Source organism: Desmonostoc muscorum LEGE 12446 (assembly GCF_015207005.2).
In the GTDB taxonomy this organism is placed as follows: Bacteria; Cyanobacteriota; Cyanobacteriia; order Cyanobacteriales; family Nostocaceae; genus Nostoc; species Nostoc muscorum.
Map to the genome: position 1 here is coordinate 6,656,579 of NZ_JADEXS020000001.1, position 25,118 is coordinate 6,681,696.

The 25,118-nt window shown below is 42.6% G+C and carries 18 protein-coding genes; 11 read left to right on the forward strand and 7 right to left on the reverse strand.

The window, feature by feature from the left end; translation table 11 throughout:
• Positions 1–85: 85 nt before the first annotated feature.
• From IQ276_RS27645 to IQ276_RS27665, 5 genes are all read right to left on the reverse strand, one after another.
• Positions 86–1,849 carry a Rieske (2Fe-2S) protein gene (locus tag IQ276_RS27645; RefSeq protein ID WP_193922283.1) on the reverse strand — a complete coding sequence of 588 codons (1,764 nt, stop codon included), beginning with the start codon at positions 1,847–1,849 and terminating at the stop codon, positions 86–88.
• A gap of 248 nt (positions 1,850–2,097) precedes the next feature.
• Positions 2,098–3,387 carry a molybdopterin molybdotransferase MoeA gene (locus IQ276_RS27650; protein ID WP_235116029.1) on the reverse strand — a complete coding sequence of 430 codons (1,290 nt, stop codon included), beginning with the start codon at positions 3,385–3,387 and terminating at the stop codon, positions 2,098–2,100.
• A 73-nt stretch (positions 3,388–3,460) separates the two neighbouring features.
• Positions 3,461–4,096, reverse strand: a complete 636-nt coding sequence (locus IQ276_RS27655) for a cysteine hydrolase family protein (protein WP_193924630.1) — start codon at positions 4,094–4,096, stop codon at positions 3,461–3,463.
• 154 nt (positions 4,097–4,250) lie between these two features.
• Positions 4,251–5,528, reverse strand: a complete 1,278-nt coding sequence (locus IQ276_RS27660) for a sensor histidine kinase (protein ID WP_235116030.1) — start codon at positions 5,526–5,528, stop codon at positions 4,251–4,253.
• A 190-nt stretch (positions 5,529–5,718) separates the two neighbouring features.
• Positions 5,719–6,393: a response regulator transcription factor gene (locus IQ276_RS27665; RefSeq protein WP_193926072.1), complete on the reverse strand. Its 675-nt coding sequence runs from the start codon at positions 6,391–6,393 to the stop codon at positions 5,719–5,721.
• Between the two features lie 102 nt (positions 6,394–6,495).
• On the opposite strand from IQ276_RS27665, the gene IQ276_RS27670 reads away from it, so the two are divergent.
• The 3 genes from IQ276_RS27670 (at position 6,496) to IQ276_RS27680 (ending at position 12,192) form a co-directional block, all read left to right on the forward strand.
• A complete protein-coding gene (locus IQ276_RS27670; RefSeq protein WP_193926074.1) occupies positions 6,496–6,882 on the forward strand; it encodes a hypothetical protein in 387 nt (128 codons plus the stop codon).
• A 616-nt stretch (positions 6,883–7,498) separates the two neighbouring features.
• Entirely contained in the window at positions 7,499–8,854 is a 1,356-nt protein-coding gene (locus tag IQ276_RS27675) for an efflux RND transporter periplasmic adaptor subunit (RefSeq protein WP_193922269.1), read from the forward strand.
• Positions 8,855–9,021: 167 nt separating this feature from the next.
• Positions 9,022–12,192, forward strand: coding sequence for an efflux RND transporter permease subunit (locus tag IQ276_RS27680; protein WP_235116031.1), 3,171 nt, complete (start codon positions 9,022–9,024; stop codon positions 12,190–12,192).
• A gap of 224 nt (positions 12,193–12,416) precedes the next feature.
• Here the strand turns inward: IQ276_RS27680 and IQ276_RS27685 are convergent, their stop codons facing one another.
• Entirely contained in the window at positions 12,417–12,704 is a 288-nt protein-coding gene (locus IQ276_RS27685) for a hypothetical protein (RefSeq protein ID WP_235116032.1), read from the reverse strand.
• Between IQ276_RS27685 and IQ276_RS27690 the strand changes: the two genes are divergently transcribed.
• The 5 genes from IQ276_RS27690 (at position 12,681) to IQ276_RS27710 (ending at position 16,332) form a co-directional block, all read left to right on the forward strand.
• Entirely contained in the window at positions 12,681–13,238 is a 558-nt protein-coding gene (locus tag IQ276_RS27690; protein WP_193915351.1) for an RDD family protein, read from the forward strand. The genes IQ276_RS27685 and IQ276_RS27690 overlap by 24 nt on opposite strands.
• Before the next feature lie 43 nt (positions 13,239–13,281).
• On the forward strand, positions 13,282–13,476 hold the full coding sequence (gene rpmG, locus IQ276_RS27695; protein ID WP_073639643.1) for a 50S ribosomal protein L33: 195 nt from the start codon (positions 13,282–13,284) through the stop codon (positions 13,474–13,476).
• A 2-nt stretch (positions 13,477–13,478) separates the two neighbouring features.
• The gene (gene rpsR, locus IQ276_RS27700) at positions 13,479–13,694 is read left to right on the forward strand and encodes a 30S ribosomal protein S18 (protein ID WP_073639644.1); all 216 of its coding nucleotides are present in this window, start codon (positions 13,479–13,481) and stop codon (positions 13,692–13,694) included.
• Positions 13,695–13,909: 215 nt separating this feature from the next.
• Complete coding sequence (locus tag IQ276_RS27705; RefSeq protein ID WP_190884503.1) at positions 13,910–15,970, forward strand: ribonuclease catalytic domain-containing protein; 2,061 nt, start codon at positions 13,910–13,912, stop codon at positions 15,968–15,970.
• A 56-nt stretch (positions 15,971–16,026) separates the two neighbouring features.
• Complete coding sequence (locus IQ276_RS27710) at positions 16,027–16,332, forward strand: type II toxin-antitoxin system ParD family antitoxin (protein ID WP_193915353.1); 306 nt, start codon at positions 16,027–16,029, stop codon at positions 16,330–16,332.
• 48 nt (positions 16,333–16,380) lie between these two features.
• Here the strand turns inward: IQ276_RS27710 and IQ276_RS27715 are convergent, their stop codons facing one another.
• Entirely contained in the window at positions 16,381–17,046 is a 666-nt protein-coding gene (locus IQ276_RS27715; RefSeq protein WP_193915355.1) for a class I SAM-dependent methyltransferase, read from the reverse strand.
• Between the two features lie 67 nt (positions 17,047–17,113).
• Here IQ276_RS27715 and IQ276_RS27720 point away from each other — a divergent pair, with 67 nt between their 5' ends.
• From IQ276_RS27720 to IQ276_RS27730, 3 genes are all read left to right on the forward strand, one after another.
• Positions 17,114–17,521: a hypothetical protein gene (locus IQ276_RS27720; RefSeq protein WP_193915357.1), complete on the forward strand. Its 408-nt coding sequence runs from the start codon at positions 17,114–17,116 to the stop codon at positions 17,519–17,521.
• A gap of 376 nt (positions 17,522–17,897) precedes the next feature.
• Complete coding sequence (locus tag IQ276_RS27725) at positions 17,898–18,671, forward strand: hypothetical protein (RefSeq protein WP_193915359.1); 774 nt, start codon at positions 17,898–17,900, stop codon at positions 18,669–18,671.
• Positions 18,672–19,097: 426 nt separating this feature from the next.
• On the forward strand, positions 19,098–25,118 hold the full coding sequence (locus IQ276_RS27730; protein WP_444880229.1) for a hybrid sensor histidine kinase/response regulator: 6,021 nt from the start codon (positions 19,098–19,100) through the stop codon (positions 25,116–25,118).

Sequence of the window (25,118 nt, forward strand, 5' to 3'; positions counted from 1 at the left end):
GAACCCAGAAGCAAGCTACATGCCCCGCCCAAGCGTGGGCGAAACAAATCCAAAATCCAAAATCTAAAATCTAAAATTCGGAGGGTCAAGTTTCCTCAAATAAACGATCGCCTTTATGTAATCGATAAGCGATTTGATAAGTCTGGCCTTGCGATCGCATTGTGGGAGAATGGGCTGCTAAATACCGAGAAGCAGCAACCAATACATGAATACCAGCTGGAGTATTACCCAGCAGGGAGTACTGACGAAAAGCTGCTTCTATTTCTTGAATTACATGAAAATCACGGTTTTCTCGCAACATCATTTTCCCCAGCATCGCCATGAGTCTTTCAGCAGAACCACCACTGTATAAATAATTTGCCACTAATTGCCCTGTCTGGTTTACTTGCTGCTGACGATTTAATAAATCGGGTAGCTGCTGGAGTAATTCTTCGGGATTTTTAACTGAGTCTTTGGGTTCTGGAAGCCTTGCTGGTGGTACATTCAAAAAACGATTTAAATACACACTCATCGCCGCATCAAACACACCTCTTAATAGTTCCACTGTTGGTACTCGTCGTAAGCCTTGATGCACGGCGTTAGCAAAAGTAAATGGATGATGTGCGGAATTCCAATCTCCAAAGTCATTGTTAGTATGAAAACGAGCTACACGCAAGGCCGCTGTATAAGTAACTACGCTTGCTAATTGTTCTTCAGTACAACCTGCTTGGAGTGCATTCAGTAGGGAGTCGGCGATCGCTTGGGGGTCTTCACCTAATAAAATTGGTACTAATTCATCCCAGTTAGACCAAGTTCCTTGTCTAGATTTCCCTGCACTTAAAACGGTGGGTAATTGCTCAAAAGCTGACTCTAAAATTGCTACCAAATCTACAGGGTAGCGCCAGGAATTAGATTCTTCCATGCGGGATGCATCGGCTAAACCCGAAACTAAGCTAGCGATAATAGGTTCGGCTGCTTGCCAATTCACAGTATCAAGGGCTTCTAGTGCTTTGTTGATAAAATCAAGGGTGTGCCCAATATCAAGATAACGATGATCTGTAGCAGCACAGAATAACATATCTGCAACTTCCTTAGAATTAGCTCCGGAGCGAATCGCAGATACCAAACATCTTTGAGCGGCTTCACTATCACGTACCTGAATAAACTGGCGAAACCAGCTTTTAAGAGTCGGAAAATCAACTTTAGAGTTAGGTAACGGGTGAACGGGAAACAGAGGCGGCGCACCGGCGCTATCATTAGCTACTGCCGAAAGTCCTTGAAATAAAGCACGGGGTTTGTCTTCTGTATCTAAATAAGGTAGTAGATTCATCATGCAGGTGTGGATAGTTAAACCTGTACTCCAACCTGCTTTGTTGTAACGAGTGCCAAATTCTAGCCCCGTTTGAAATGGTTCAGCTGGATTGACTCCTAGATCTAAAAGTGCGATCGTTGATTTAGCAATCACTAAGGAAATATTCTGCTTTAAACCATCTTCCAGACGTTCGCGTTGGTGGGTATGAAGATTAATGGGAGGTGCTAAATTTACCCAAACTTCACCATCGCGGATCTCTATGGGAAAAGAAGGCACATCATCTGCCCAAGAGTCAAAGGTTCCACCACTAGCAAGATCGAAGCGGGCATAATGCCAAGGGCAGGTAACAATACCATCTTTGCAAGTGCTACCTTCTAGGGGAAAGCCCATGTGTGGACAACGGTTATCAATTGCATATACTCTATTGTCTGAGTAAAACAAAACAATAGTATGTTTTTCCTTGTGGATTAACAAACTGCCTGCTGCCTGAACATCTGCAAGTTTAGCAACAGGCGTATAATGGTCTTTATCCGTTGGAAATTCAAATATTTGAGTCATTTAATTTGCACCCAAGTGGAATAAAAAGCTTTACTTATACTGTGGCAAAATTTTCCTTTATTTGAGCATCTTAAAATTCTAATTTTTGTTAAAAATACCTCTACCGCTTGGAGAGAAAGCAATACGCTTGGTTAAGATTTATTGGCAAATAAAACTGGTTTTTCAGACGCGATGAATCCCGTCTCTACATGAATACTTTTAGGCTTAACCCAAGCGTATTAGGCTAGTCGTGTTGAAATCACTTTGTTTTAAGGCTTAATCAACTGCAAAACTTCTACCTCTTCTTGTGGAGAAATTAATGTTTTACCCAGCGGTAGAACAGCTAAAGCATTGGTTTGAGCTAAATTAATTAAATTGCCAGAACTGTGACTACCACCAGCTTTGTGAAATTCATAAACTCCATCAATTAAATGCAATTTACCCCAAAGATAAGTTTCACGCTTACCATCCGATCGCAATTCATCATGCGATCGCACTTTTAAAAATACTGGTTCCCAACCTTCTCTAATTCCCGAAAGTTTTTTGATCGCTGGCAGCACAAACCGCCAAAAAGTTACTAATACAGATGCCGGATTTCCTGGTAAACCAAAGTAGAGGGGGGAGTGGGGAGTGGGGAGTGGGGAGTAGGGGTTTAGCATTGCTAAACCCGTAGAGGGAGTGGGGAGAGTGGCGACGGTGAGGGGTTTACCTGGCCTGATGTCTACAGCTTGAATGTGGATTGTAGCTCCTAGTGATTCGAGAATTTTGTCAACATAGTCATAATCTCCCACTGAAACACCACCGGAAGATAGAACTATATCAGCGATCGCAGCTGCATCAGTAATAACTTTACTCAGGGCAACTGGTTCATCTTTGACAATGCCCAATAGTAATGGTTCTGCCCCACTTTCTCTCACCAAAGCCGCCAGTGCATACTGATTAGAATCCACAATTTGCCCTGGTTGCAATGGTTGATCAACTGTTACCAACTCGTCACCAGTAGAAAAAATTGCTACACGCGGACGACGGTAAACATTTAATTTTGGACACTGTGCTGCTGCCAACACAGCAATTTCTGGGGCATTTAACTTAATACCTGCTGGTAGTAATTGTGTTCCAGCTTGGTAAAAAGCTGCTTTGTGTCTGACAAATTCTTGGGATTGTGGCGCGGCTAGGATAAAAACGCGGTTTTCTTCCCGCCGCGTTTTTTCTTGCATAACAACAGTGTCGGCTGCTGCTGGCATTAAGGCACCTGTGAAAATCCGCGCTGCTTGCCCTGCCTGAATCGTACACTTGGGCTGATACCCAGCCGGAATCTCTTCAATAATTTGCAAAACAGTTGGTTTTTCGGCGCTAGAGTGCTGCACATCTTCGTACCGCACTGCATACCCATCCATCGCTGAGTTATCCCAATGGGGAAAATCTAAAGGACTGGTGACAGGCGTTGCCAAAATCCGACTATCGGCTGCCAACAAATCTACAACTTCTGTATCCCGCTGGTTATCCAACGGCTGCACCAAATTTAAGATAATTGCTTGTGCATTGCTGACTGATAGCATAGCCAATGGCTCCGGTTTTGTACTCTTAGGTTAATTAATCAAAGCAAAAGACCCTTTTAAAACATCCCCTATACTAAGACAACATTGCAGGTAATTTACTAAAAGAAATTACATATTTCTCTCCAATGTTGCGTTTTAAGATCTGAATCGCCGCTTCATGATATTTCTGCCCAGCACTAGAAGCACAGCCATCTGATACAACGAACGTCTCAAATCCAGCATCAAATAGTCCCAAAGTTGTAGCCATCACACAAGCGTCTGTATCGACTCCGCACACTGCGATTGTATTAATACCATTACTTTCCAGGGCTTGAAGCAGAGTAGGTAAAAACGCAGAATATGAAGGCTTATCAAAGGTTTTGCTGACAACCGGAATTAAGGTTTTAGAAAGCTCCGTTTCCTGTCCAGATACCATCTCGTTCCAGTTGAGTTGACGCGAGAAGTTAGGATTCAAGTTAAAAAAGCGAGTTGCCCAAACCTGATAAAACTGACTAGCATGAGCAACCACCTTTGGTACAACCGCTTGACATTCAGGTGTGATTAAAAAGCCATTTTGTAAATCTACCGCTAACAAAATCCCTTTACGTTGTTTTAAAGTAGACTGCACCTGCGCTTTCTGGGCACAGGCAATTTGGACGGTTGCCAATGTTCCTGCTAAGGTGATAGCACCCTGAAGGATAGCTCTTCTATTGATTCTTTTTTCTAGCATAGTGTTTATTTACTACTCACCTGTTGCTGAGTCTAAATTGGGCGTTGCACAACAGCGCTGTAGGGGCACAGCATTGCTGTGCCCTTACGAAAGATGTGGTTTTTAAACTTATTTATATTTTGTATTTATTGCCAGTGCGTAAGCCCTATAGGACTCATAGTTGCAGGGGAAGGTTAATTTGAAAAGTTGAACCTTGACCAACTATACTTTTGACAGTTATTTGCCCATTGTATCCTTGCACAATTTGTTGAGCGATCGCCAGTCCGAGTCCAAAGCCGCCTGTTTGCCGAGAGCGAACGGTATCTACACGATAAAAGCGATCGAAGATATGCGGTAAATCAGTAGTGGGAATGCCAATGCCGTTGTCTTTAACTTGAATTACCGCACAGTGAGACTGGGTAAAAAGATTTAATTCTACCTTACCGCCTGCTGGCGTGTATTTGAAAGCATTAGTCAGTAGATTAATCACGGCTTGCTTGAGCAAATTGGCATCAGCTTCTAACATCACGGGTTGTTCTGGAAACTGGGCGTTGAAATTGAGGTTTTGGGCGGGAGCCTGAGCCGCAAAATCTTCGGCAAGGGATTTCAAGATTTCGCGCAAGTCAACGGGTTTTAATATGGTGTCCGTCAGCGAACCATTATGACGGGACAGGAAAAGCAGATTATTAATCAGCGTACTCATGGACTTAGCAGTTTCGGCAATATTTTGCAATCGCAATCTTTGTTCAGATAAATCTTCCGGTGGCATTAAAGCAACCTGGGCATTACTCAATACGGTAGCAACGGGTGCCCGTAATTCATGAGAAGCATCAGCTGTAAATCGCTGCAATTGCTGATAAGCCCGCAGACTTGGCCGCATTGCCAACCCGCCCAAAAACCAACCCGTGATTCCAATTACACCAAAAGTAACAGGAACCCCCAAAGTGAGAAACAAGCGGGCTTGGTTCAGGCTACTACGTAGAGAGTTCATGGGAACCGCCGTTTGGAAATAGCCAATTAACTGCTTATCTGACAAAACAGGAAGTGTGACTTGGCGAACCCAGCTTGTTTTAGTGGGAGAATCTGAATTTAGTGGTGTTTCTAGGGTTTCAAATCCTGGTTCACCTGTGAGTTGTTTATTAGTAGACGAACCGATAAACTGCACCAGTTGTTTCTGAGAGTTATACCACCGAGCGTATACTAGTCCACCATTCAACGATGCACCATTTTCTAGAGGAATTTGTTGGCTGCGCTGATTTTGCCATTGACTTTGATAAAGCGAGTATTCAGTTTTGGCAGCAAAAGCTTTACTTTGTGAAAATAGTTCGTCATCAAAAACCCGCAACTGTTCTTCCACACTCAGACAGTAGCCCACCCCAGCAAACGCAAACAAAATTCCACCCATCGACAGGGCAAACCAGTGAGCAAGATTACGGCGGCTATGTTCAAACATTGGGGACTGGGGATTGGGGATTGGGGACTGGGGATTGGGGACTGAGAGGTAGGGGAGAGGGGCAGGGAGCAGGGAGCAGAGGAAAAAGAGCTAATTTTTTATTCTCCACCTTACCCCCTTCCCCTTGATCCTGGAGCCTCTTCCCAATCCCCAATCCCCAGTCCCCAGTCCCCAGTCCCCAGTCCCTCGATTAATTTGGCGGATTTAACCGATAACCCATGCGATGCACCGTTTCTATCCAATCTTTGACGCCAATAGTTTGTAGGCGTTGGCGTAAACGGCGAACTAAGGTGGTAACTGCGTTACTTTCGGGTTCTTCTCCCCAATTCCAAAGGGCTTGCTCAATTTGGCCATGAGATAAGACTTGGCGGGGATGACGCATCATATATTCCATTAATTGAAACTCGCGGCTAGAAAGTTGAGTTGTTAAGGAACCACGTTCAAGTATCAAATTCGATAAATGAAGTTGCAAGTCGCCCAGGGTAAGTATATCTCCTTGCCACATTGGCGATCGCCTTCCTAATGCCCGCACCCGTGCTAATAACTCCACCACATCCACAGGCTTAACTAAGTAATCATCGGCTCCAGCATCTAAACCTCTGACTTTATCTGAAACGGTGTCTTTCGCCGTCAGCATCAGGATGGGAGCCACTTTACCTGCCCGTCGATATACTTGACACAATTCTACACCGCTGACTTTAGGCAACATCCAATCTAAAATCAGCAAATCATAGTTTTTGCGAAAGACAAACCACTGCGCTGTGTCACCATCAGTCAACGCATCTACTATATGCCCTGCTTTTAACAATGCTGCTCGCAGTGGCTCTAACTGTGATGGGTCATCTTCTACTAGTAAGATCAACATCCAATTTGCTTAGCTTGCTGTCTTTGGTTACTTCATAAGCTTAAGATTTAAGGTGAAATAATAACACAGAAGTAACAGTAAGTATTCTATCTCATGCCTTCCATGCAGCAACTTCAACGTTTTCAAGTGTTGCGATCGCTGGGCTTTGTGTTTTGGTTGTCCTTGCCGTTGATTGGACTAGTTTTTTGGTTGGGAAGCGGCTTTATTGGAGATCGGATTTTAAGTCACTCCCGCGTCACCAAAAAATATCTGCTAGCCGATACCCAATCAGCACGGCAGATGATGAAAAGAGTAGTAGCGATCGAAGTGCAAATGATTCCACAACAAGGAATTTCACGGGTGAACGTTAAAACGAGTAGCTCAGTTCTCAAAACCATAGTATTTGAATTTCCAGTCACCGATATGAGCCAACTTCAAGCTACTCTCAGTCAAGAGTTAGGCTTACCACGCGATCGCGTTAAGGAACTGGTTGTAGAAGTGGGGCAGTAGGGAGTGTGGGGGGTGTGGGAGGTGTGGGGGAGTTATACCAATTCTGTATGAAGATGCGCCAAACTATATGAGGAACGAACCGCAAAGGGCGCAAAGGACACAAAGAAAGAAAGAAGAAGCCAAAAAAATTTGGCGCAGCCTCACAAAGAAACGGTATTAGAACTTAAATTATTAAGCTTATAGCGGTTTGCAATTGCGTCGAGTACAGACAATTCGTAGGGTAGCACCGCTGTGCTACCCTACCGTGTACCTCATTCAAATGAAAATCGCTATAAATACTCGTGAATGAGTATTTGAACTCCACTAATGAGGCTTTTAACTCCATTAATGAGTATTTTAACTCCATTAATGAGTATTTGAACTCAAAACTTATATAGGACTTACGCAAAAACTCTCTGAAACTCTTATTTCTTTGTGTCCTTTGTGTCCTTTGCGGTTCGTTTTTTCATGATTTTGCGTAAGTCCTGTTTAGTATCCTATGCCCCATGCCCAACTTCGTTTGACATTTGCTTGTCATATTTATCCCATAAACTACAAAAAAGTAATGTAATTTTACATTTTTCCAAAATATTGACTTTTTGACTCCATCTTTAACCCTTAATAGCTCATTGCCGATATGGATGATACTTCTGAAGCTCAAGTTTCAGCCATTGAAACCCAACCAGATAGTTCTGCACCTTCTGAGTTGGCATCTAATCCTTCGGGTAAACCTTGGTTCTGGAGATTGCTTATTTTATTTCTGGTGACTGGTGGTATTATCCTCTGGCGGATGCTGGCTCCTGGTGGGGGACAACGTTCTTCTGTTGCACAACAGCAGCAAGCGCCAGCCCCAAAGGCAATTGAAACCATCGCCTTGGCCAATGGACGGGCTACAAGAAGTGTTCAGCTTTTAGGACAAGTGGAAGCCAGTCAGCAATCAATACTCCGCGCTCAAACGAGTGGAATTGTGGAAAAAATTCTCGTGCAATCAGGCGATCGCGTGCAAGCAGGTATGGCCATCGCCTTTCTGGACGATACCGAACAGCAATTGGCAATTAGCCAAGCACGGGCACAATTGGCACAACAACGTAGCAATCTGGCACGTTTGGAAGTTGGTACTCGAAAAGAAATCATTGCTCAACGTCAAGCAGCTGTCACATCTGCTAAGGCGCGGGAACTGGAAGCACAAGATAATCTCAAACGCACCAGCGATCTTGTTAAAGAGGGTGCTTTGTCTCAAAGATTATTGGTTGAAGCCCAAACACAATTAAATAACATCCAAGGAGAACGCTTAGAAGCTGAGGCAGAACTAGCTGAAGCCAAAGCCGGGCCGATTCAGGAAGAAATTGCTGCCCAACGGGCAAACGTGGAAGCCGCTAGAGCCACCTTAGCCCAAGCTGAATTAGTACAGCAGCGCACTCGAATTCTGGCATCGGAATCAGGTATCGTCCAGACTCGTCATGTCAGTAATGGTGATTTAGTCCAAAATTCCAGTGAAATTGTCACCTTAGTAGCAGGCGATCGCTTCGACATTTTCCTAGAGTTACCCGAAGAACTCAGTGGTACAGTTACCCCAGGTATGACAATCGATCTTAGCGCTCGTGCCTTACCGCAATGGAAACAACGCGCCAGCATCACCACTGTAGTTCCTTCAGCCGATCCTGCCTCCCGTCGTCAGCGCGTGCGTGTCCAAATTAACAAACCACCAACAGGCTTAATACCAGGAATGGCGATCGCAGGCAATCTCAACATCCCCTCAAACCGCCCTAGTTTTGTGGTATCAAGAGATGCATTAACCAGACGCCAAAATCAGTGGTTAGTTTTCACCGTTGCTGATGGCAAAGCCAAACAAATTCCAGTGGAAATGCTTGCTGACATGGGTAAAGATGTCGCAATTTATCATTCCACCTTACGCACTGGTCAACCCATCGTCCTACGTGGCGGCGACGGATTGCAAGATGGTGCGCCTGTAAAAATAGTCGATCCAACTTAAAACATAGGTTGTATCTATAGACTTCTTGCAGAACTAGGTTAAAGAGGAAGAATCAGAGGTATAAATTTTCCCTTTCTCTTTCTCCTTTAACCCTTTCTTCTTCAAAAGACTGCAAACTCAATTTAAATATGACTTTCTGAATTACGAATTACGAATTACGAATTAGTATGAGCTTTATTGAAACTGCCGTTCGTTGGCGACATGGTACTTTCGTTCTCTTTTGCTTGCTGGCAATGTTTGGGGTATTCTCGTTACTCAGGTTACCTTTAGAATTGCAACCAGGAGGCGATCGCCCCGAAATTACAATTACGACTACCTATCCTGGAGCTGGGCCAACGGAGGTAGAAGACTTAATTACCCGTCCCATCGAGGAACAGATGGAAGAGGTGCTGGGTGTCCAGGAAATCAGTAGTACTTCTCGTGCTGGACGTAGCAGCATCACCTTGGAATTTGCTCAAGATGCCAATGTTCAAGAACGGGTGGTAGACGTTCTCAACCGCTTGCAACAGGTGGAAAGTTTGCCCCCAGAAGCTCAAGAATCGAATGTAGAACTGGTGGGCGGTAATAGTTCGCCGATGATGTGGATTCCGTTTGATACCAAAGAAGGATTTCAACCGGATGCCAACCGCTATCGAGATTTAGCCGAAGAAGTGGTGATTCCCCGTTTGCGGCGAGTGGAAGGAACTGGACAATTTTTGGTAGTGGGTGGACAAGAACGAGAAGTTGAGGTGAAGGTAGATCCGAAAGCATTAAGCGATCGCAATCTCACAATCGGCGATGTAGTACGAGTTTTACAGCAAAACAACCGCGATATCCGGGGCGGGCCATTAATTCTAGGACGAAGAGAATATCGGGTACGCACAGTCAGCCGTTCCCAGGATTTATCAGAAATTGAAGGCTTTGTGCTGCGACGCGATCAATCCGGTACAGTTTACTTGCGGGATGTGGCGATCGCACAAATGGGACGCAAACCCCAAGATAGTGCCTTGGTTTTCAATGGTAAACCTGGGGTAGCTGTTGGTGTAATTCGCCAAATTGGGGCGAATGTGCCAGAGGTAGCTAAAGGCATTCGAGCAGAAATAGCCGCCTTGCAAAATGAGTTTGACAAGCAAAACCAAGGTATTCGCTTTGTCTACAACTACGATGAGAGTCAGTATATTAATCAATCGGTCAGCTTCGTTCGAGAGAACTTAGTTAGTGGAGCATTACTAGCAACCATCGTCTTAGTGCTATTCCTTGGCTCAATGCGGACTGTCGCTGTAGTTGCAATTACCATTCCCATTGGTACGGTTGCTGTGTTCATTGTCATGTCTGCACTTGGACGTACATTGAACATCATTAGCTTAGCAGCACTTGCATTTTCCGTGGGTATGGTTGTAGATAACTCGATTGTCGTGATTGAAAATGTCTTCACCCACATGCAGCAAGGTAAAAGCGCCATGCGGGCAGCCATTGAAGGTACCCAAGAAGTCTGGGGCGCAATGCTTGGTTCCACCTTAACCAACGTAGTAGTATTTGTACCATTAATTATGGTGACGGGTGAAGCAGGACAACTCTACACCGATATGGCGATCGCTCTTTCTGCCTCTTCGCTATTTTCGCTGTTTGCAGCATTGACTTTAGTACCAATGCTATCGGGATTGTTCCTCAAGGAATCAGAAGCCATACAAATGATGCAGGGCGGTGAATACCGGGGAGGCAATTGGTTTGAGCGCATGGTGGCTAAAACCTCCGTGGTTTTTCGCAATTTCCAAGGTAAACTAGAAAACTTTCTCGCTAGTACCGTCAGTTGGTCACTGGGACGTAAACGCATCGGTCGCAGATTAATAGTACTGTCGATTCCTGTTGTTTTACTCGTGACTAGTATTTTTCTCTTGCCACCTGCGGATTATTTACCCGAAGGAAATCGCAACTTAGTTGTATTGCGGGCGGAACCGTTGCCAGGAACCAGTATCCCGGAAGCCATTCGCCAATCTCAACCCGTGCAAAAATTTCTGCGATCGCAACCGGAAGTTGACCGTATTATGTACGTTGACCGTCCTGGGGCATTGCGCGGCATTTCAACTATTTTAAAACCGGAATTTGCCACTACCACCGGACTCGCCGACATGGTAAATCGGTTACGCGCCCAAAGTAGTAACTTTGCTGGATACCGCTTTGTCATCCCCACACGAATTTCTATCTTCCGCGATCCTGGTAAAGAATTTGAAGTGGATATTGTCGGGGATGATCTCAATCAAATTGGCGATTTAGAAAAGCAAATTACGGGTAAATTGCGATCGCTTCAGGGTGTGCAGAATGTGCGATCGAATTTTGTCTTGGGTGCAGCTGAATTACAAGTAATTCCCAACCGCGAACGCATCGCAGAAGTAGGACTTTCGGAAGCCGAAATTGGTTCAATGGTAGAAGCAGCATTGGGTGGTCGCATCGCTTCCGATTACATTGATGGTAAAGAAGAACTAGATATCTCAGTGGAATTGCAAAATACTGCTGTGGAAACCCCAGAACAACTACGGCAATTACCTTTGTATGCACGGGGACGACAAGTGCAACTGGGAGATGTTGCCGAAATTCGGGAAACAACGGGAGCTGATGCTATTAACCACGTTGATTTAGACCGTTCAATTACTCTCACAGTCTCCCTTGCACCCGACGCTCCCCTAGCGACCCTGGTAGAACGTACCGAAGAAGAAATTCTCGCTCCTTTACGTGCCAATCTGCCAACAGGTTATCGTCTAGAACTGTCAGGTTCAGCGGATCAGTTAGCAACAACTGTTGGTCAATTAGCCGCTGCATTTGCATTTTCAATTTTAATTACTTATTTGTTACTCGTGGCGTTATATCGCTCATTCCTTTACCCAGTGGTAATTATGGCAACGGTGCCAATGGGAATGAGTGGCGCACTATTGAGTTTAGTGATTGCCAACCAAATTCCGGGAATGAATGTGGCATTGGACATGATTACCGCTTTGGGATTTGTGATCCTCACAGGTGTGGTTGTAAACAACGCCATTTTGCTAGTCGATCGCGCCTTGCAACTCCAGCAAGCAGGTGAAGATTATGATGCATCGCTATACAATGCCACAAACGATCGCCTCCGAGCAATTTTCATGTCCGCCGGCACTAGCGTACTGGGAATGTTACCCCTGGCAGTGCTACCAGGTCAAGGTTCAGAGTTATATCAAGGGTTAGGCATTGTCTTGACTGGTGGTCTAGCTTTTTCCACCATTTTGACTCCCACCGTCGTACCTGCACTCATGGGTTTACTACACGATATCTCTGGACGGAAATCAGGGCGATCGGCAGTTCCCAAAAATCCAGACAAAGTAGTTACTTAATGGACTGGGGACTGGGGACTGGGGAATGGGGACTGGGGGCTGGGGACTGGGGACTGGGGGCTGGGGACTGGGGACTAGGGATTGGGGACTGGGTCAACTTTCAATAGACCTCTTGCAAAAGTACCTAACACCCCACCCCCAACCCCTCCCCGCAAGCGGGGAGGGGAGCGTTTGCGTCAGCAAATGGGGGGTGGGGTTCTTTATTTTTGATTTATGCAAGAGGTCTAATTCCTAATTACCAATCCCCACTCCCGAATACCCAAACTCGAATTCCGTATTCCCAATGCCCAATGCCCAATGCCCAATCCCCAGTCCCCAATCCCCAGTCCCCAGTCCCCAGTCCCCAATGCCCAGTCCCCAATCCCCAATCCCCAATCCCCAATGCCCAGTCCCCAATCCCCAATCCCCAATCCCCAAATCATCACCTTAATATTAAAAACAGGAGCGATCGTTATTCCCCAACCCCTAAATAAAAATACTTGTTTCGTATGACCATCGAACGCGTTCGGCAAAAACACTATCCCAAGGCTGATATTGGGCGGCGAGGTATGGCATTGGGGTTAGATTTCTTTGTTGTCTGGTTAATCAGTTCTTTACTGGGAAGCGGCAATATTGGGATTCAATTTGCTCAAATCCTAGTTTTTCTGATGTTTTGGCTGATTTTACGGGTGGTGGTGGCATACAACAATCAAGGACAAAGTTTAGGGCGTTGGGCGTTTGATTTAAAGGTGCTGGAAGTCAAAGATAGAGAAGTAATGGGCAGAGTCCCAGATTTACTGGCGCTAGTGAAGCGAGAGGCGATTCTTGGGTTGGGTGCGCTTTTAGTCTCAATTGCCTTAAGCAATATTAGAGACAATCCCACTGCTATACTGCTAGTATTTCCTTTAGCAATTGATTGTGGCACTGCCTTATCTGATGCCCAGATGCGGCAAGCTTTACACGATCGCTTTTGCGGAACTTTTATAGTTTCTTCCCGTCGTGGCTACTCGCTGGATATTAAAATCAAAAAATTAGTTGAAAATATCCGCCGGAATGTGAGAAGATAGTCATTTGTGTTAATTCTCTTCAGGCTTTATTGTTTGTAAGATTATGGCTAAGAGTAAAGGTGCCCGCATCATCGTGACATTAGAATGTACCGAGTGTCGGACAAATCCAGAAAAGCGTTCTGCTGGTGTATCGCGTTACACCAGTACAAAGAATCGCCGCAACACGACCAACAGGCTAGAACTGAAAAAGTTCTGCACCCACTGTAATAAACATACCGTTCACAAGGAAATTAAGTAGAGATGAGCTATTTCCGTCGTCGGCTTTCTCCGATTAAGCCAGGAGAACCAATAGATTATAAAGATGTTGATTTGTTGCGTAAGTTTATCACCGAGCGGGGCAAGATACTGCCACGGCGGATTACAGGGCTTACGTCTCAGCAACAGCGAGAGTTGACATTAGCAATTAAGCGATCGCGGATTGTGGCTTTGTTGCCATTTATCAACGCGGAAGGCTAAAGCAATTTTGGATTTTAGATTTTAGATTTTGGATTATCAACAAAAGCTGTATCTCAAGAAATATTTAGCTTGGTCTGTGTGAGTCCAAAATCTCCAATCTGAAAAAGAGAGTGTAAAATAGATTGCTGCATAAAAAATTGTTGGGTTGAGGATTTAATAATTCTTGGTTATTAAATCCAAAATCCAAAATCTAAAATTACTAGAGTGCGAGAGTTGTGGAGAAGGGGACGCTAGTTGAATTTAGGGTTCAAGGCGATCGCCGTCTGGGCGTCGTAGAACGTCCAGACGGAAAAACCCGCTGGTTTGTGGTAGACGAACGTGGTCAATCCCACAGCCTCGCGCCTAGACAAGTAACCTATACAGTTAACAAAGAGACCTATAAGCCATCGGATATTCCGGGCTTTCTAGAGCAGGTCAAGCCCTATCTAGATCCGTCTAGCTTGGAAGTAGCTTGGGAATTACTGGTTGAAGGTGGGGAAACAATCACCCCAAACGAAATGGCGAATCTGCTATTTTCGGAATCGGGTGCGCCCCATTGTTACGCTGCCCATTGCCTGTTATCAGACGACAAACTGTATTTCAAGCAAAAAGGAGACGCTTACGAAGCCCGAACTGCTGCTGCTGTTGCAGAACGCAAGCACCAGATAGAAGTAGAGGCACTCAAAGCTAAGGGACAGCAGGAATTTTTAGCTCGTGTAGAGGAGGCGCTCAAAGGTGAAGCAGTAGAGTGGGGCCGCCACGATCGCCAGCGTTTGGAAGGACTAGAAAAATACGCAGCGCTGCTTGCTGACACCATGCGGATGGGGGTAAATTATGATACTATGGCTCGTGCCTACCCTCCCTCAGCCCCAGTATTAGAAACTATGACCTTGCTGGGACGCCCCACAACACCCCAAGGAGCCTTTCAACTATTGGTAGATTTGGGTTGGTGGAGTCCTCATGAAAACTTGTTCCTGCGTCGTTCTTCAATTCCGATTCAGTTTCCTCATAAGGTATTAGAAGTGGCGCAACAACGTTTGGATTTCCCACCCATTGACTCAGATACCAACCGCTTGGATTTGACTCATCTCAAGGTCTACACCATTGATGATGAAACTACCACAGAAATCGACGATGGTTTGAGCTGGGAAGTACTACCCGATGCACGAGAACGCCTATGGGTACATATCGCCGATCCGACAAGATGGTTAGTCCCGGAAGATGAATTAGATTTAGAAGCTAGAAAACGAGGTAGTACAGTATATTTACCTACGGGAATGATTCCCATGTTTCCAGAAATCTTGGCAACTGGGCCAATGAGTCTGGTACAGGGACGGATTTGTTGCGCCCTCAGTTTTGGAATTGTTTTAGGTACAACTGGGGCAGTAGAAGATTACAGCATTCATACCAGCTTAATTAAGCCGACTTATCGCCTCACCTACGAAGATGTAGATGAAATGCTGCAATTAGGGGTGCAAGCAGAATCAGAAATTGAAGCGATCGCCACTTGGGCAACCCGGCGCAAAACTTGGCGTTATGCCCAAGGAGCCATTAGCATCACTATGCCTGAGGCGGCGATCAAAGTCAAAGATGACGAAATCAATATTGACATTTTGGACGATTCCCGCTCCCGGCAACTGGTAGCAGAAATGATGATTCTTGCGGGTGAAGTTGCTGCCCGCTACGGTCAAAGACACAACATCCCCTTGCCCTTTCGCGGTCAGCCACAACCGGAATTACCTCCAGACGAAGAATTACTTCTGCTACCAGCTGGATTCGTTCGCGCCTGCGCCATGCGGCGTTGTATGCCCAAAAGTGAAATGAGCATTACGCCTTTGCGTCATGCGGGTTTGGGTTTAGATACCTACACCCAAGCAACTTCTCCCATCCGCCGCTACAGCGACTTGCTGACTCACTTCCAACTGAAAGCCCATTTGCGGGGTGAAGTTCTGCCATTTTCAGCCGAACAACTCAAAGAAGTGATGATGACAGTCACCACCATCACCCAAGAAGTAACGATGGTAGAACGGCAAACTAATAGATATTATGCTTTAGAGTATTTGCGCCGTCATCCGGAGCAAATTTGGAACGTGACAGTATTAATGTGGCTACGGGAAGACAGCAACTTAGCCCTAATTTTGTTAGAAGATTTGGGCTTGCAATTACCAATGTCTTTCAAACGTTCTGTGAATTTGGGCGAACAGATATTAGTAAAAGTTGCCCACGCCGATCCGCAAAAAGATATGATCCAGTTTCAGGAAATAATTTATCAAGAAGCCCAAACAGCAACAAATTAACCAGGCTCAAACTCGTTTCGGTTACCATATAAAGTAAACGAAATGAGGTAATAGTTGTGAATATATCTTTGACCCCAGAACTGGAGCAGTTGGTTAAGGATAAAGTTAATAGTGGTAGATATCACTCAGTTAGCGAGGTGATGGGTGAAGCATTGAGATTGCTAGATGAACGCGATGCCTCCGGCGGGCTACGCCAACGCCATCAAGAACAGCGTTTAGCAGAATTAAAAGCTAAAATCCAAGAAGGCATAGAAGCCTCAGAGCGTGGTAAAGTAGTTGATGGTGAAGAGGTGTTTGCCGAAATTGAGGAAGATATCCGACGCGCCGAAGCTCAAATGCAACAAGCAGAGGCTGTTAAATAATGAGTCGGTACGTTTTAACAATTCCAGCAAAACAAGACCTCAAAGAAATTAGCGTCGCTTCAGTGCTAAAGTAAGTCCATCAGCAATGGGAACAAGAGAAAGGGTTACCCGTTCGTCATCGTGTAACTTCTCGTTCAGCGCCCGGATTGATTGGGTACTTTCATCTTGAAATTGTGGATCAGCAACTTGTCCTGACCATAAAACATTATCGATCGCAATTAATCCACCCGGACGCACTAATTGTAGCGATCGCTCATAATATCCATCATAATTTTCTTTATCGGCATCGATAAAGGCAAAATCAAATGTCTCGGCTTGGCCAGTTGCTAACAAGTGATCTAAAGTTTCCAAAGCTGGTGCCAAGTGCAGATCGATTTTATGGGCAACCCCAGCTTCTTGCCAATACCGTCGGGCGATCGCAGTAAATTCTTCACTCACATCAGCCGCAATAATCTTACCATCATCTGGTAACGCCAAAGCTACAGAAAGTGAACTATAACCCGTAAAAACTCCAACTTCCAGGGTTTTCTTCGCTCCGATTAACTGCACCAAAAGCCTCATAAACTGCCCTTGTTCTGGTGAAATCTGCATTGTACCTCTGGGATGGCTGGCGGTTTCTTGGCGCAATTTCCCAAGAATTTCTGGTTCTCGCAGGGAAACAGATAAAAGATAATTGTATAGTTGGTTATCAAGACCTATAGACTGTTTTGGCATGGTAGATGAGAAAATTTAGGGAATCTACAGCTATGCTATCGCTGATTAGTAGTTTATCAGGATTAATATGGTGCGGTTGGTTTTGACAGCAATATTGTTGGTGCTATTGACGGCTTGTGGCAGTATTGGACTGCTACCGACTAGCGAGTTAGTGCAAAAAGCGATCGCATTTGAGCTAGAACAAACTCAACAAAAGCTTAGCCAGCAGTTGGATCTAGATTTTCAAGGATTTGAAATCAAGCGGCTATCAATTACCCAAGAAGAACCCCTAACTATTGAAAATTTACCAGCTTTCCGTGTCCGGGGAACCTACGACTTGATTGTTAAATTACCAAAACGACGCTTAACACAACCACAAAAACCCTTTAATGTTTACTTGCAAATTCAGCAAGAAGGTAAAACTTGGCGATTGCTACTTCCAGATAAAGGTAGCAAAGATACTCAACCAATTTGGCGTAGTTATCTCATCCAATAGTTCTGAATTGTCAATTCACCAATTCTGCCATGTATGCACCTAGAAAAACTATCACAAGCATTTGTGTTACTAATTTTTACAAAAAAGTAGCAAAGATACTTAATCTATTTGATATAGCTAATCTCATCAAATAGATCGTATGTGCAACTAGAAAAAGCATCACAATTATTTCAGTAAATTTGCTGGGGCATAGTCACGATCAAAATGATGGTGTAAGAATAAAGGCGTCAGTCGTCAGGATCGGCTCAAAATGATTGGAAAATCAATGGTTGTATACCTGCTTGATTTTGTTCAAATTATCAAGCTTGACTATCCAAGGCATATTAATTCTGAATTCTGAATTCTTACATTATGGTTTCATCGGAGACAATGCAAAATGTATATTAACTTTTTCATCAGTTCCATTGCTAGTATTGTGGTTGTGGTGCTAGCAGCTTTTGGCTTACTGCAATGGTTGCACATACCTGCTGGTAATTTTCTCGACTGGGTAATTGGTGGTGCCAGTTTTTGGTGGTTGTTGGTAATTGTTACGGTACCGTGGAACGTGCATTTTCAAGCTAAAGAAGTTTTAGCAGAAGCAGCACAATCAACTGAGAAAGGAATTCCAGTCGATGAGAAACAAGTGAAGTATGTCACAGTTTTGGCAAAGCGATCGCTCTGGGTTGCCATTGCTTTACACTTACTCTCAACTGTTGGTCTTTATACTCTTGCTGTTACTGGTATTAGTACAGTAGGATATGTAAGTTCTGGTGCAGCTTTGTTATTAACAATTCTGCGTCCAGCGATTCGGGCTTACGAGTATTTATATGCAAGGTTAGCGATGATTCGCCAAGAATGGAAGTATCCCCGTGAAGATATTGTTGAACTGCGCGATCGCTTTTCCAATTTAGAACAAAAAGTGCAATCTTTAGAAGATCAACTTAACTTAGAACAACCCTATTCATTGCCAGCCACCCAACAACGTTTTGCCGAAGAAACTCGCAGAGATTTAGCGCGAATAGCTGCTAATTTGGAGGAATTACGCGCTATAAATCAGACAGAACATGAGCGTTTAGGGAGAGAAGCCAGAAATGCGATCGCCCAACTTTCAACTGATGGTCAATTTCTCGATCATGTCCGCGAAATCATTCGATTTTTTAAATCAGCCTGAACTATAGCTACATTCAGGAAGTTTTGTTCTTTTCTATAGGACTCATATTTGATTTTTGAAATATACGTAGGGTGCGTTATGCCTTTGGATAACGCACCACCCGAAGCTTTTGGTGCCGTACTTTCTGCGATAACACACCCTACAGATACTTATATTTTTTCAAAAATCAAATCGGATTCCTATTAACTCTTGTGGGGTGGGCGGGGGAGACGCCCACCCCACAAAATAAGTCGCCAACTCAGTTTTGCTAATATGAGACGATATTGTTACATCATGAAATATTTAGTTTGTTAAACTTTAACAATAAAATCAATTGGACTGGGCACTATTAATATACCAGTCGAATATTTTGTGAATTTAAGGTTTTTCCTTTCAAACACTTAAAAACATACCAGTTCACCTTCCTGATTTTTCAACACAGCACAAATTATGTTAACTCTTCCTGGCTATACTTTTGTAGAAACTTTGAACGAAGGTCTTGATAGCTTTGTTTATCGCGCCATCAAACAGGTAGATAACACTTCAGTCATCATTAAAGCGTTGAAAGCAGAATATCCTAGCTTAAAAGAGTTAACTGGAATAAAACACGAATATAAAGTCCTTAACAGCTTAATAGATGTTGATGAAGTTATTAACCCTTTAGCTTTAGAAAAATATCAAAACAGTCTAGCTCTAGTTATAGAAGATTTTAGTGCCACATCGCTCAAGCATTTTAGCGATACCCATAAATTATCACTAAAAACTTTCCTACTTATAGCTACTCAATTAGCATCGGCTTTAGCAAATATTCATAATAAGCAAGTTATTCATAAAGATATCAAGCCTCAAAATATTATTATTAATCCTCACAATTTAACTATTAAACTCATCGACTTTAGTATTGCTTCACACTTATCTAGAGAAAATCCAACTGTCAGCAACCCTAACTTAATCGAAGGCACTCTTGCCTATATGTCTCCTGAGCAAACTGGCAGAATGAATCGGTCACTTGATTATCGTACTGATTTTTATTCTTTAGGAATCACGTTTTATCAAATCCTTACTGGTTTGCTACCTTTTGATAGCAACGATCCATTAGAAATAATTCACTCCCACATTGCGAAAACTCCTGTTTCTCCTCACGAAATTAATTCAGAAATTCCGTTAACAGTTTCTGAGATTATCATGAAACTTTTAGCTAAGACGGCTGAAGATAGATATCAAAATGCCTTGGGTTTGAAAGCAGATTTAGAATTGTGTCTCCAGCAGTTAGAAAACAATGGTCAAATTGGTGAATTTACTATTGGACAATTAGATTTATCCAGTCAATTTATCATTCCTCAAAAACTGTATGGTAGGGCAACAGAAGTCAATACATTATTAAATGCTTTTGAGCGGATCAGCAACGGTCAAACAGAGATGATGCTGGTGTCGGGATATTCAGGAATTGGTAAATCTTCTTTGGTGAATGAAATTCATAAGCCAATTGTCTGCCAAAGGGGATATTTTATTTCTGGTAAATTCGACCAATTTAAACGTAATATTCCTTATGCTTCATTAATTCAAGCTTTTCAAGAATTAATGCGGCAACTCTTAACAGAAAGTGCTGAATCTTTAAAAAACTGGGAATCTAAACTATTAGCAGCACTTGGTCAAAACGGACAAATCATCATAGATGTAATACCAGAAGTAGAACGGATTATTGGTTCTCAGCCTGCGGTACCACAATTAGGGCCAGCAGAATCACAAAATCGTTTCAATCGGGTATTTCAACAGTTTATTCATGTCTTTACTAAACGAGAACATCCCCTAGTTTTATTTTTAGATGATTTACAGTGGGCAGATTCAGCTTCTTTAAAGTTAATCGAGCTAATTATTACGGATGCGGACAGCGAATATTTATTATTAATTGGAGCTTATCGTGATAACGAAGTCAGTGCGACTCATCCCTTAGTTCAGACATTAGAAGAGATTCAAGAGGTTAGAGGTAATATCACTAATGTTGTTCTGAAAAATTTGCATATTGACTGCGTTAATCAGTTAGTAGTTGATACATTAGGTAGCAGCACTTTAACGGTTGAACCACTAGCTGAATTAGTTTTTCACAAAACTCAAGGTAATCCCTTTTTCTTAACTCAACTACTCAAATATCTTTATCAAGAAAATTTATTAAATTTTAATTTTTCTGAAGGTAGATGGCAATGGGATATTGAGCAGCTAAAAGATATTAACAATACAGATAATGTTGTCGAATTAATGGTCAGCCAAATTCAAAAGCTGTCACCAGAGACAATTAATGTTTTAAAAATAGCGGCTTGTATCGGAGATAAGTTTACTTTAGAAGTTTTGGCAACTGTTAATCAAACAACTCAGTCGGAAACAGCAGCAGATTTATGGGAAGCTCTGCAAGCAGGTTTAATTTTACCCTTAAACAATTCCTACAAAATGCCCTTAGTATTTGGGCAAGAGGAAATAGAAAATGGGGTAGATAAATCAAGGAGACTAATTAATACATTTCAAACAATCAAATATAAGTTTTTGCATGACCGAGTACAGCAAGCAGCATATTTTTTGATACCTGATGAGCATAAGAAAGCAACGCACCTGAAAATTGGTCGATTACTACTGCAAAACACAACGCCGGAAGAACGAAAAGAAAATATTTTTGCTCTGGTTAATCAACTCAATTACGGTACTGAACTACTCACATCTGAGTCGGAAAAATATGAAATAGCCCAACTCAACCTCATAGCAGGTCACAAAGCCAAAGCCGCAACAGCACACGATTCCGCCGTCAAATATTTACAGGTGGGTTTAGGATTGCTGGCAGAAGATAGTTGGGACAAACAGTATGAACTGACATTAATGCTACACGAGGAAGCAGCAGAGACAGCTTTTTTAAGCGGTGATTTCGATCTGATGCAGAGATTTGTTGCCGTAGTGCAAAACCGCGCCACCTCGCTTTTGGACAAAGTGAAGGTATACGAAGTCCAGATTCAAGCTTATATGAATCAAAATAAGCTGTTGGAAGCGATTAATACAGGATTACAAGTTTTAAAACTGTTGAAGGTAAACTTTCCCGAAACAGTAAACCCTTCAGATATTGAGCAAGCATTAGAGGAAACAGCATCGATTTTGAGTGGGAAAGAACCCTCGGACTTGCTCTACTTACCTCAAATGACCAATCCTGATAAATTGGCAACGTTGAGGCTACTGTCAAGTCTATCTATTGCCGCCTACTTAGGCGCTCCAGAACTAGTACCTCTAGTGGTATGTAAACAAGTAAATTTATGCGTCCAATATGGCAATGCTTCTGTGTCTCCCCATACATATTCTCTTTATGGTTTTCTTTTATGTGGAGTTGTGGGAGATATCGAACGAGGCTATCAATTTGGTCAATTAGCTTTAGATTTAATTTCAAAATTAAATGCCAAAGAAGTTAGCGCCAAGACACACCAACTAGTATATATATTTATCAAACATTGGAAAGAACACATTAGCAATACCATAGAAACTTTTCGCTCAAATTACTCTGTGGGTTTGGAAACTGGAGATTTGGAATATAGTGCTTATGGTGCATTTGCGTATTGCTCTCAACAATATTGGGTGGGTAAGCAACTAGCTTCCGTTGAACAAGAAATGCCAACCTACTGGGATGCCATTAAAAAAATCAAGCAAGAAACAGCGCTTCATTATCACGAAATTTATTGGCAAACTGTCTTAAATTTGATGGGGAAAAATCAAAATCCCTGTATTTTAAAAGGTGAAGCTTATGATGAGGAGAAAATGCTTCCCCTGCACCAGGCAACCAACGATGCTGTAGCAATTTATTTTGTCTATTTAGGAAAACTAGTGCTTGGTTATCTGTTTGGAAACTACTCGCAAGCGTTGGAAAATATTAATCAAGCAGAAAATTATTTGAGTGCAGCAGCAGGGCAGGTAGTATTTGTTATTTTCCATTTCTACGATTCTTTAATCCGACTGGCGATGTATGGCGATCGCCTAGAATCCGAACAGCAGGACATTCTCGATCGCGTACAAAGTAATCAAGCAAAAATCCAAAAATGGGCGCATCATGCTCCAATGAATCATCTGCACAAATTTTATCTAGTAGAGGCAGAAAGGCATCGAGTACTCAACCAAAATCTTGAGGCTATGGAGGATTACGACAAAGCGATCGCACTTGCCAAAGAAAACGAGTACATCAACGAAGAAGCCCTTGCCTATGAATTAGCTGCCAAGTTTTATCTGTCATGGGGTAAAGAAACTATTGCTCAAACCTATATGGCTAATGCTTATTATGCCTATCAGCATTGGGGAGCGATCGCTAAAGTCAAGGATTTACAAGCACGCTATCCTCAATTGATTACGCAAAGACGGGTAGCGGATTTTCGTGAGACATCGCAAAGCATCCAAAAGTCAAATACAAATAACAAAGAACTTAGTCAAACAAATTCTACCATCATCGAAGACACTGACAGTCTCGACTTAATGACGGTGATGAAAGCTTCTCAAGCTCTTTCTGGCGAAATTGTTTTGAGTAAATTGCTGGCTAAATTAATGCAAATTGTATTAGAAAATGCTGGCGCACAAACTGGATACTTAATTTTAGAAATAGACGGCAATTTACTAATAGAAGCAAAAGCAGCCGTGGGACAAAAAGAAGTGATCGTCATGCAATCACAGCCAGTATCCAGTAGCCAGGAGTTACCCCTCTCTGTGATTAATTATGTAGCCAGAATGCAAGAAAATGTTCTATGTAGTAGTACAATTTGTGATGGTATTTTTGTCACAGATCCTTATATTGTTAACCACAAACCAAAATCATTATTATGCACTCCACTCCTTCATCAAGGAAAACTAGCTGGCATTCTCTACTTAGAAAATAATCTTACAAATGAAGCCTTTACTCCAGATAGATTAGAAATATTAAAACTATTATCTTCCCAAGCAGCAATTTCTATTGAAAATGCTCGTCTTTATAGTGATTTAGCAACAGCTAACGCGACTTTAGAAGCAAAGGTAGAAGAGCGAACCCAAGAATTACAAGAAAAGAATGTGCATTTGCAAAAAGCCGAAGCAGCAGCGCAATCTGCTAATCAGGCGAAGAGTGAGTTTTTAGCAAATATGAGTCATGAACTCCGTACACCTTTGAATGGCATTTTAGGTTACGCGCAAATTTTGCAACGAAATAAAGATACTACAAAATCTCAAAAAGATGGACTCAATATTATTTATCAGTGTGGCGACCATCTTTTAAATTTGATTAATGAAGTTTTGGATCTTTCCAAAATTGAAGCGCGGAAAATGGAATTATATTCCACAGAGTTTAATTTTCCAGAATTCCTTGAAGGAATTGCAGAAATTTGTCGGATTCGCGCTCAACAAAAAGGTATTGCTTTAATTTATCAGCCAACAAGTAATTTGCCTACAGGAGTGAAAACCGATGAAAAACGTTTGCGACAAGTTTTAATTAATTTACTTGGTAATGCGGTGAAATTTACAGAGGTAGGTGAAGTTAAATTAAAAGTAGGCTATCACAATCAGAAAATTAGGTTTCAGGTGGAAGATACAGGTGTGGGTATGGCTCCTGAACAATTAGAAGAAATATTTTTACCCTTTCATCAAGTAGGCGAACACAATCGCAAAGTAGAAGGTACAGGATTGGGGTTATCTATAAGTCGCAAATTAGTACAAATGATGGAAGGAGAAATTCAGGTTCAGAGTACTTTAGGTAAAGGCAGTATTTTCTGGTTTGATATTGATTTGACAGAAGTTGAACAATCTCCAGAGTCTCTGAAAGCAGCATCACAAAATATTATTGGTTATCAAGGTAAAAAACGGAGAATAATTGTTGCTGATGATCGGTTAGAAAATCGCTCAGTTTTATTGCAAATGCTAGCTCATTATGGATTTGAAACTGTGGAGGCAGTGGATGGACAAGACTGTTTAAATAAAGCGGCTCAATGGCAGCCTGATTGCATATTAATGGATTTGATGATGCCCACGCTGAGCGGTTTAGAAGCAATTCGCAGAATCAGGCGATCGCCAGAAATCAAAGATATAATAATTTTAGGAACTTCTGCTAGTGTTTTTGATTTTGATCGACAAAAAAGTAAAGAAATTGGATGTAACGACTTTATTGCTAAGCCTATCCGAACATCAGAATTATTAGGAACATTGCAAGTATATTTAAACTTGCAATGGATATATGAGGAGGAGTTAGAAAAAGTCTTTCATGCTCAACCTACTGCTGGAAAACAAAACTTGGTCTTTCCACCATCTGAAGAAGTAGCTGCTCTGTTTAATTTAGCTAAAAAAGGCGACCTTAAAGGAATTATTGAGCAAGCATCTCGCTTGCAAGAATCAAATGTTGAATATGTTAATTTTTGTCAAGAGCTACAACAATTAGCTAAAGGCTTTCAAGTTAAAAAAATCCGTGAATTTCTCACAAGTGCAGGTAATTAA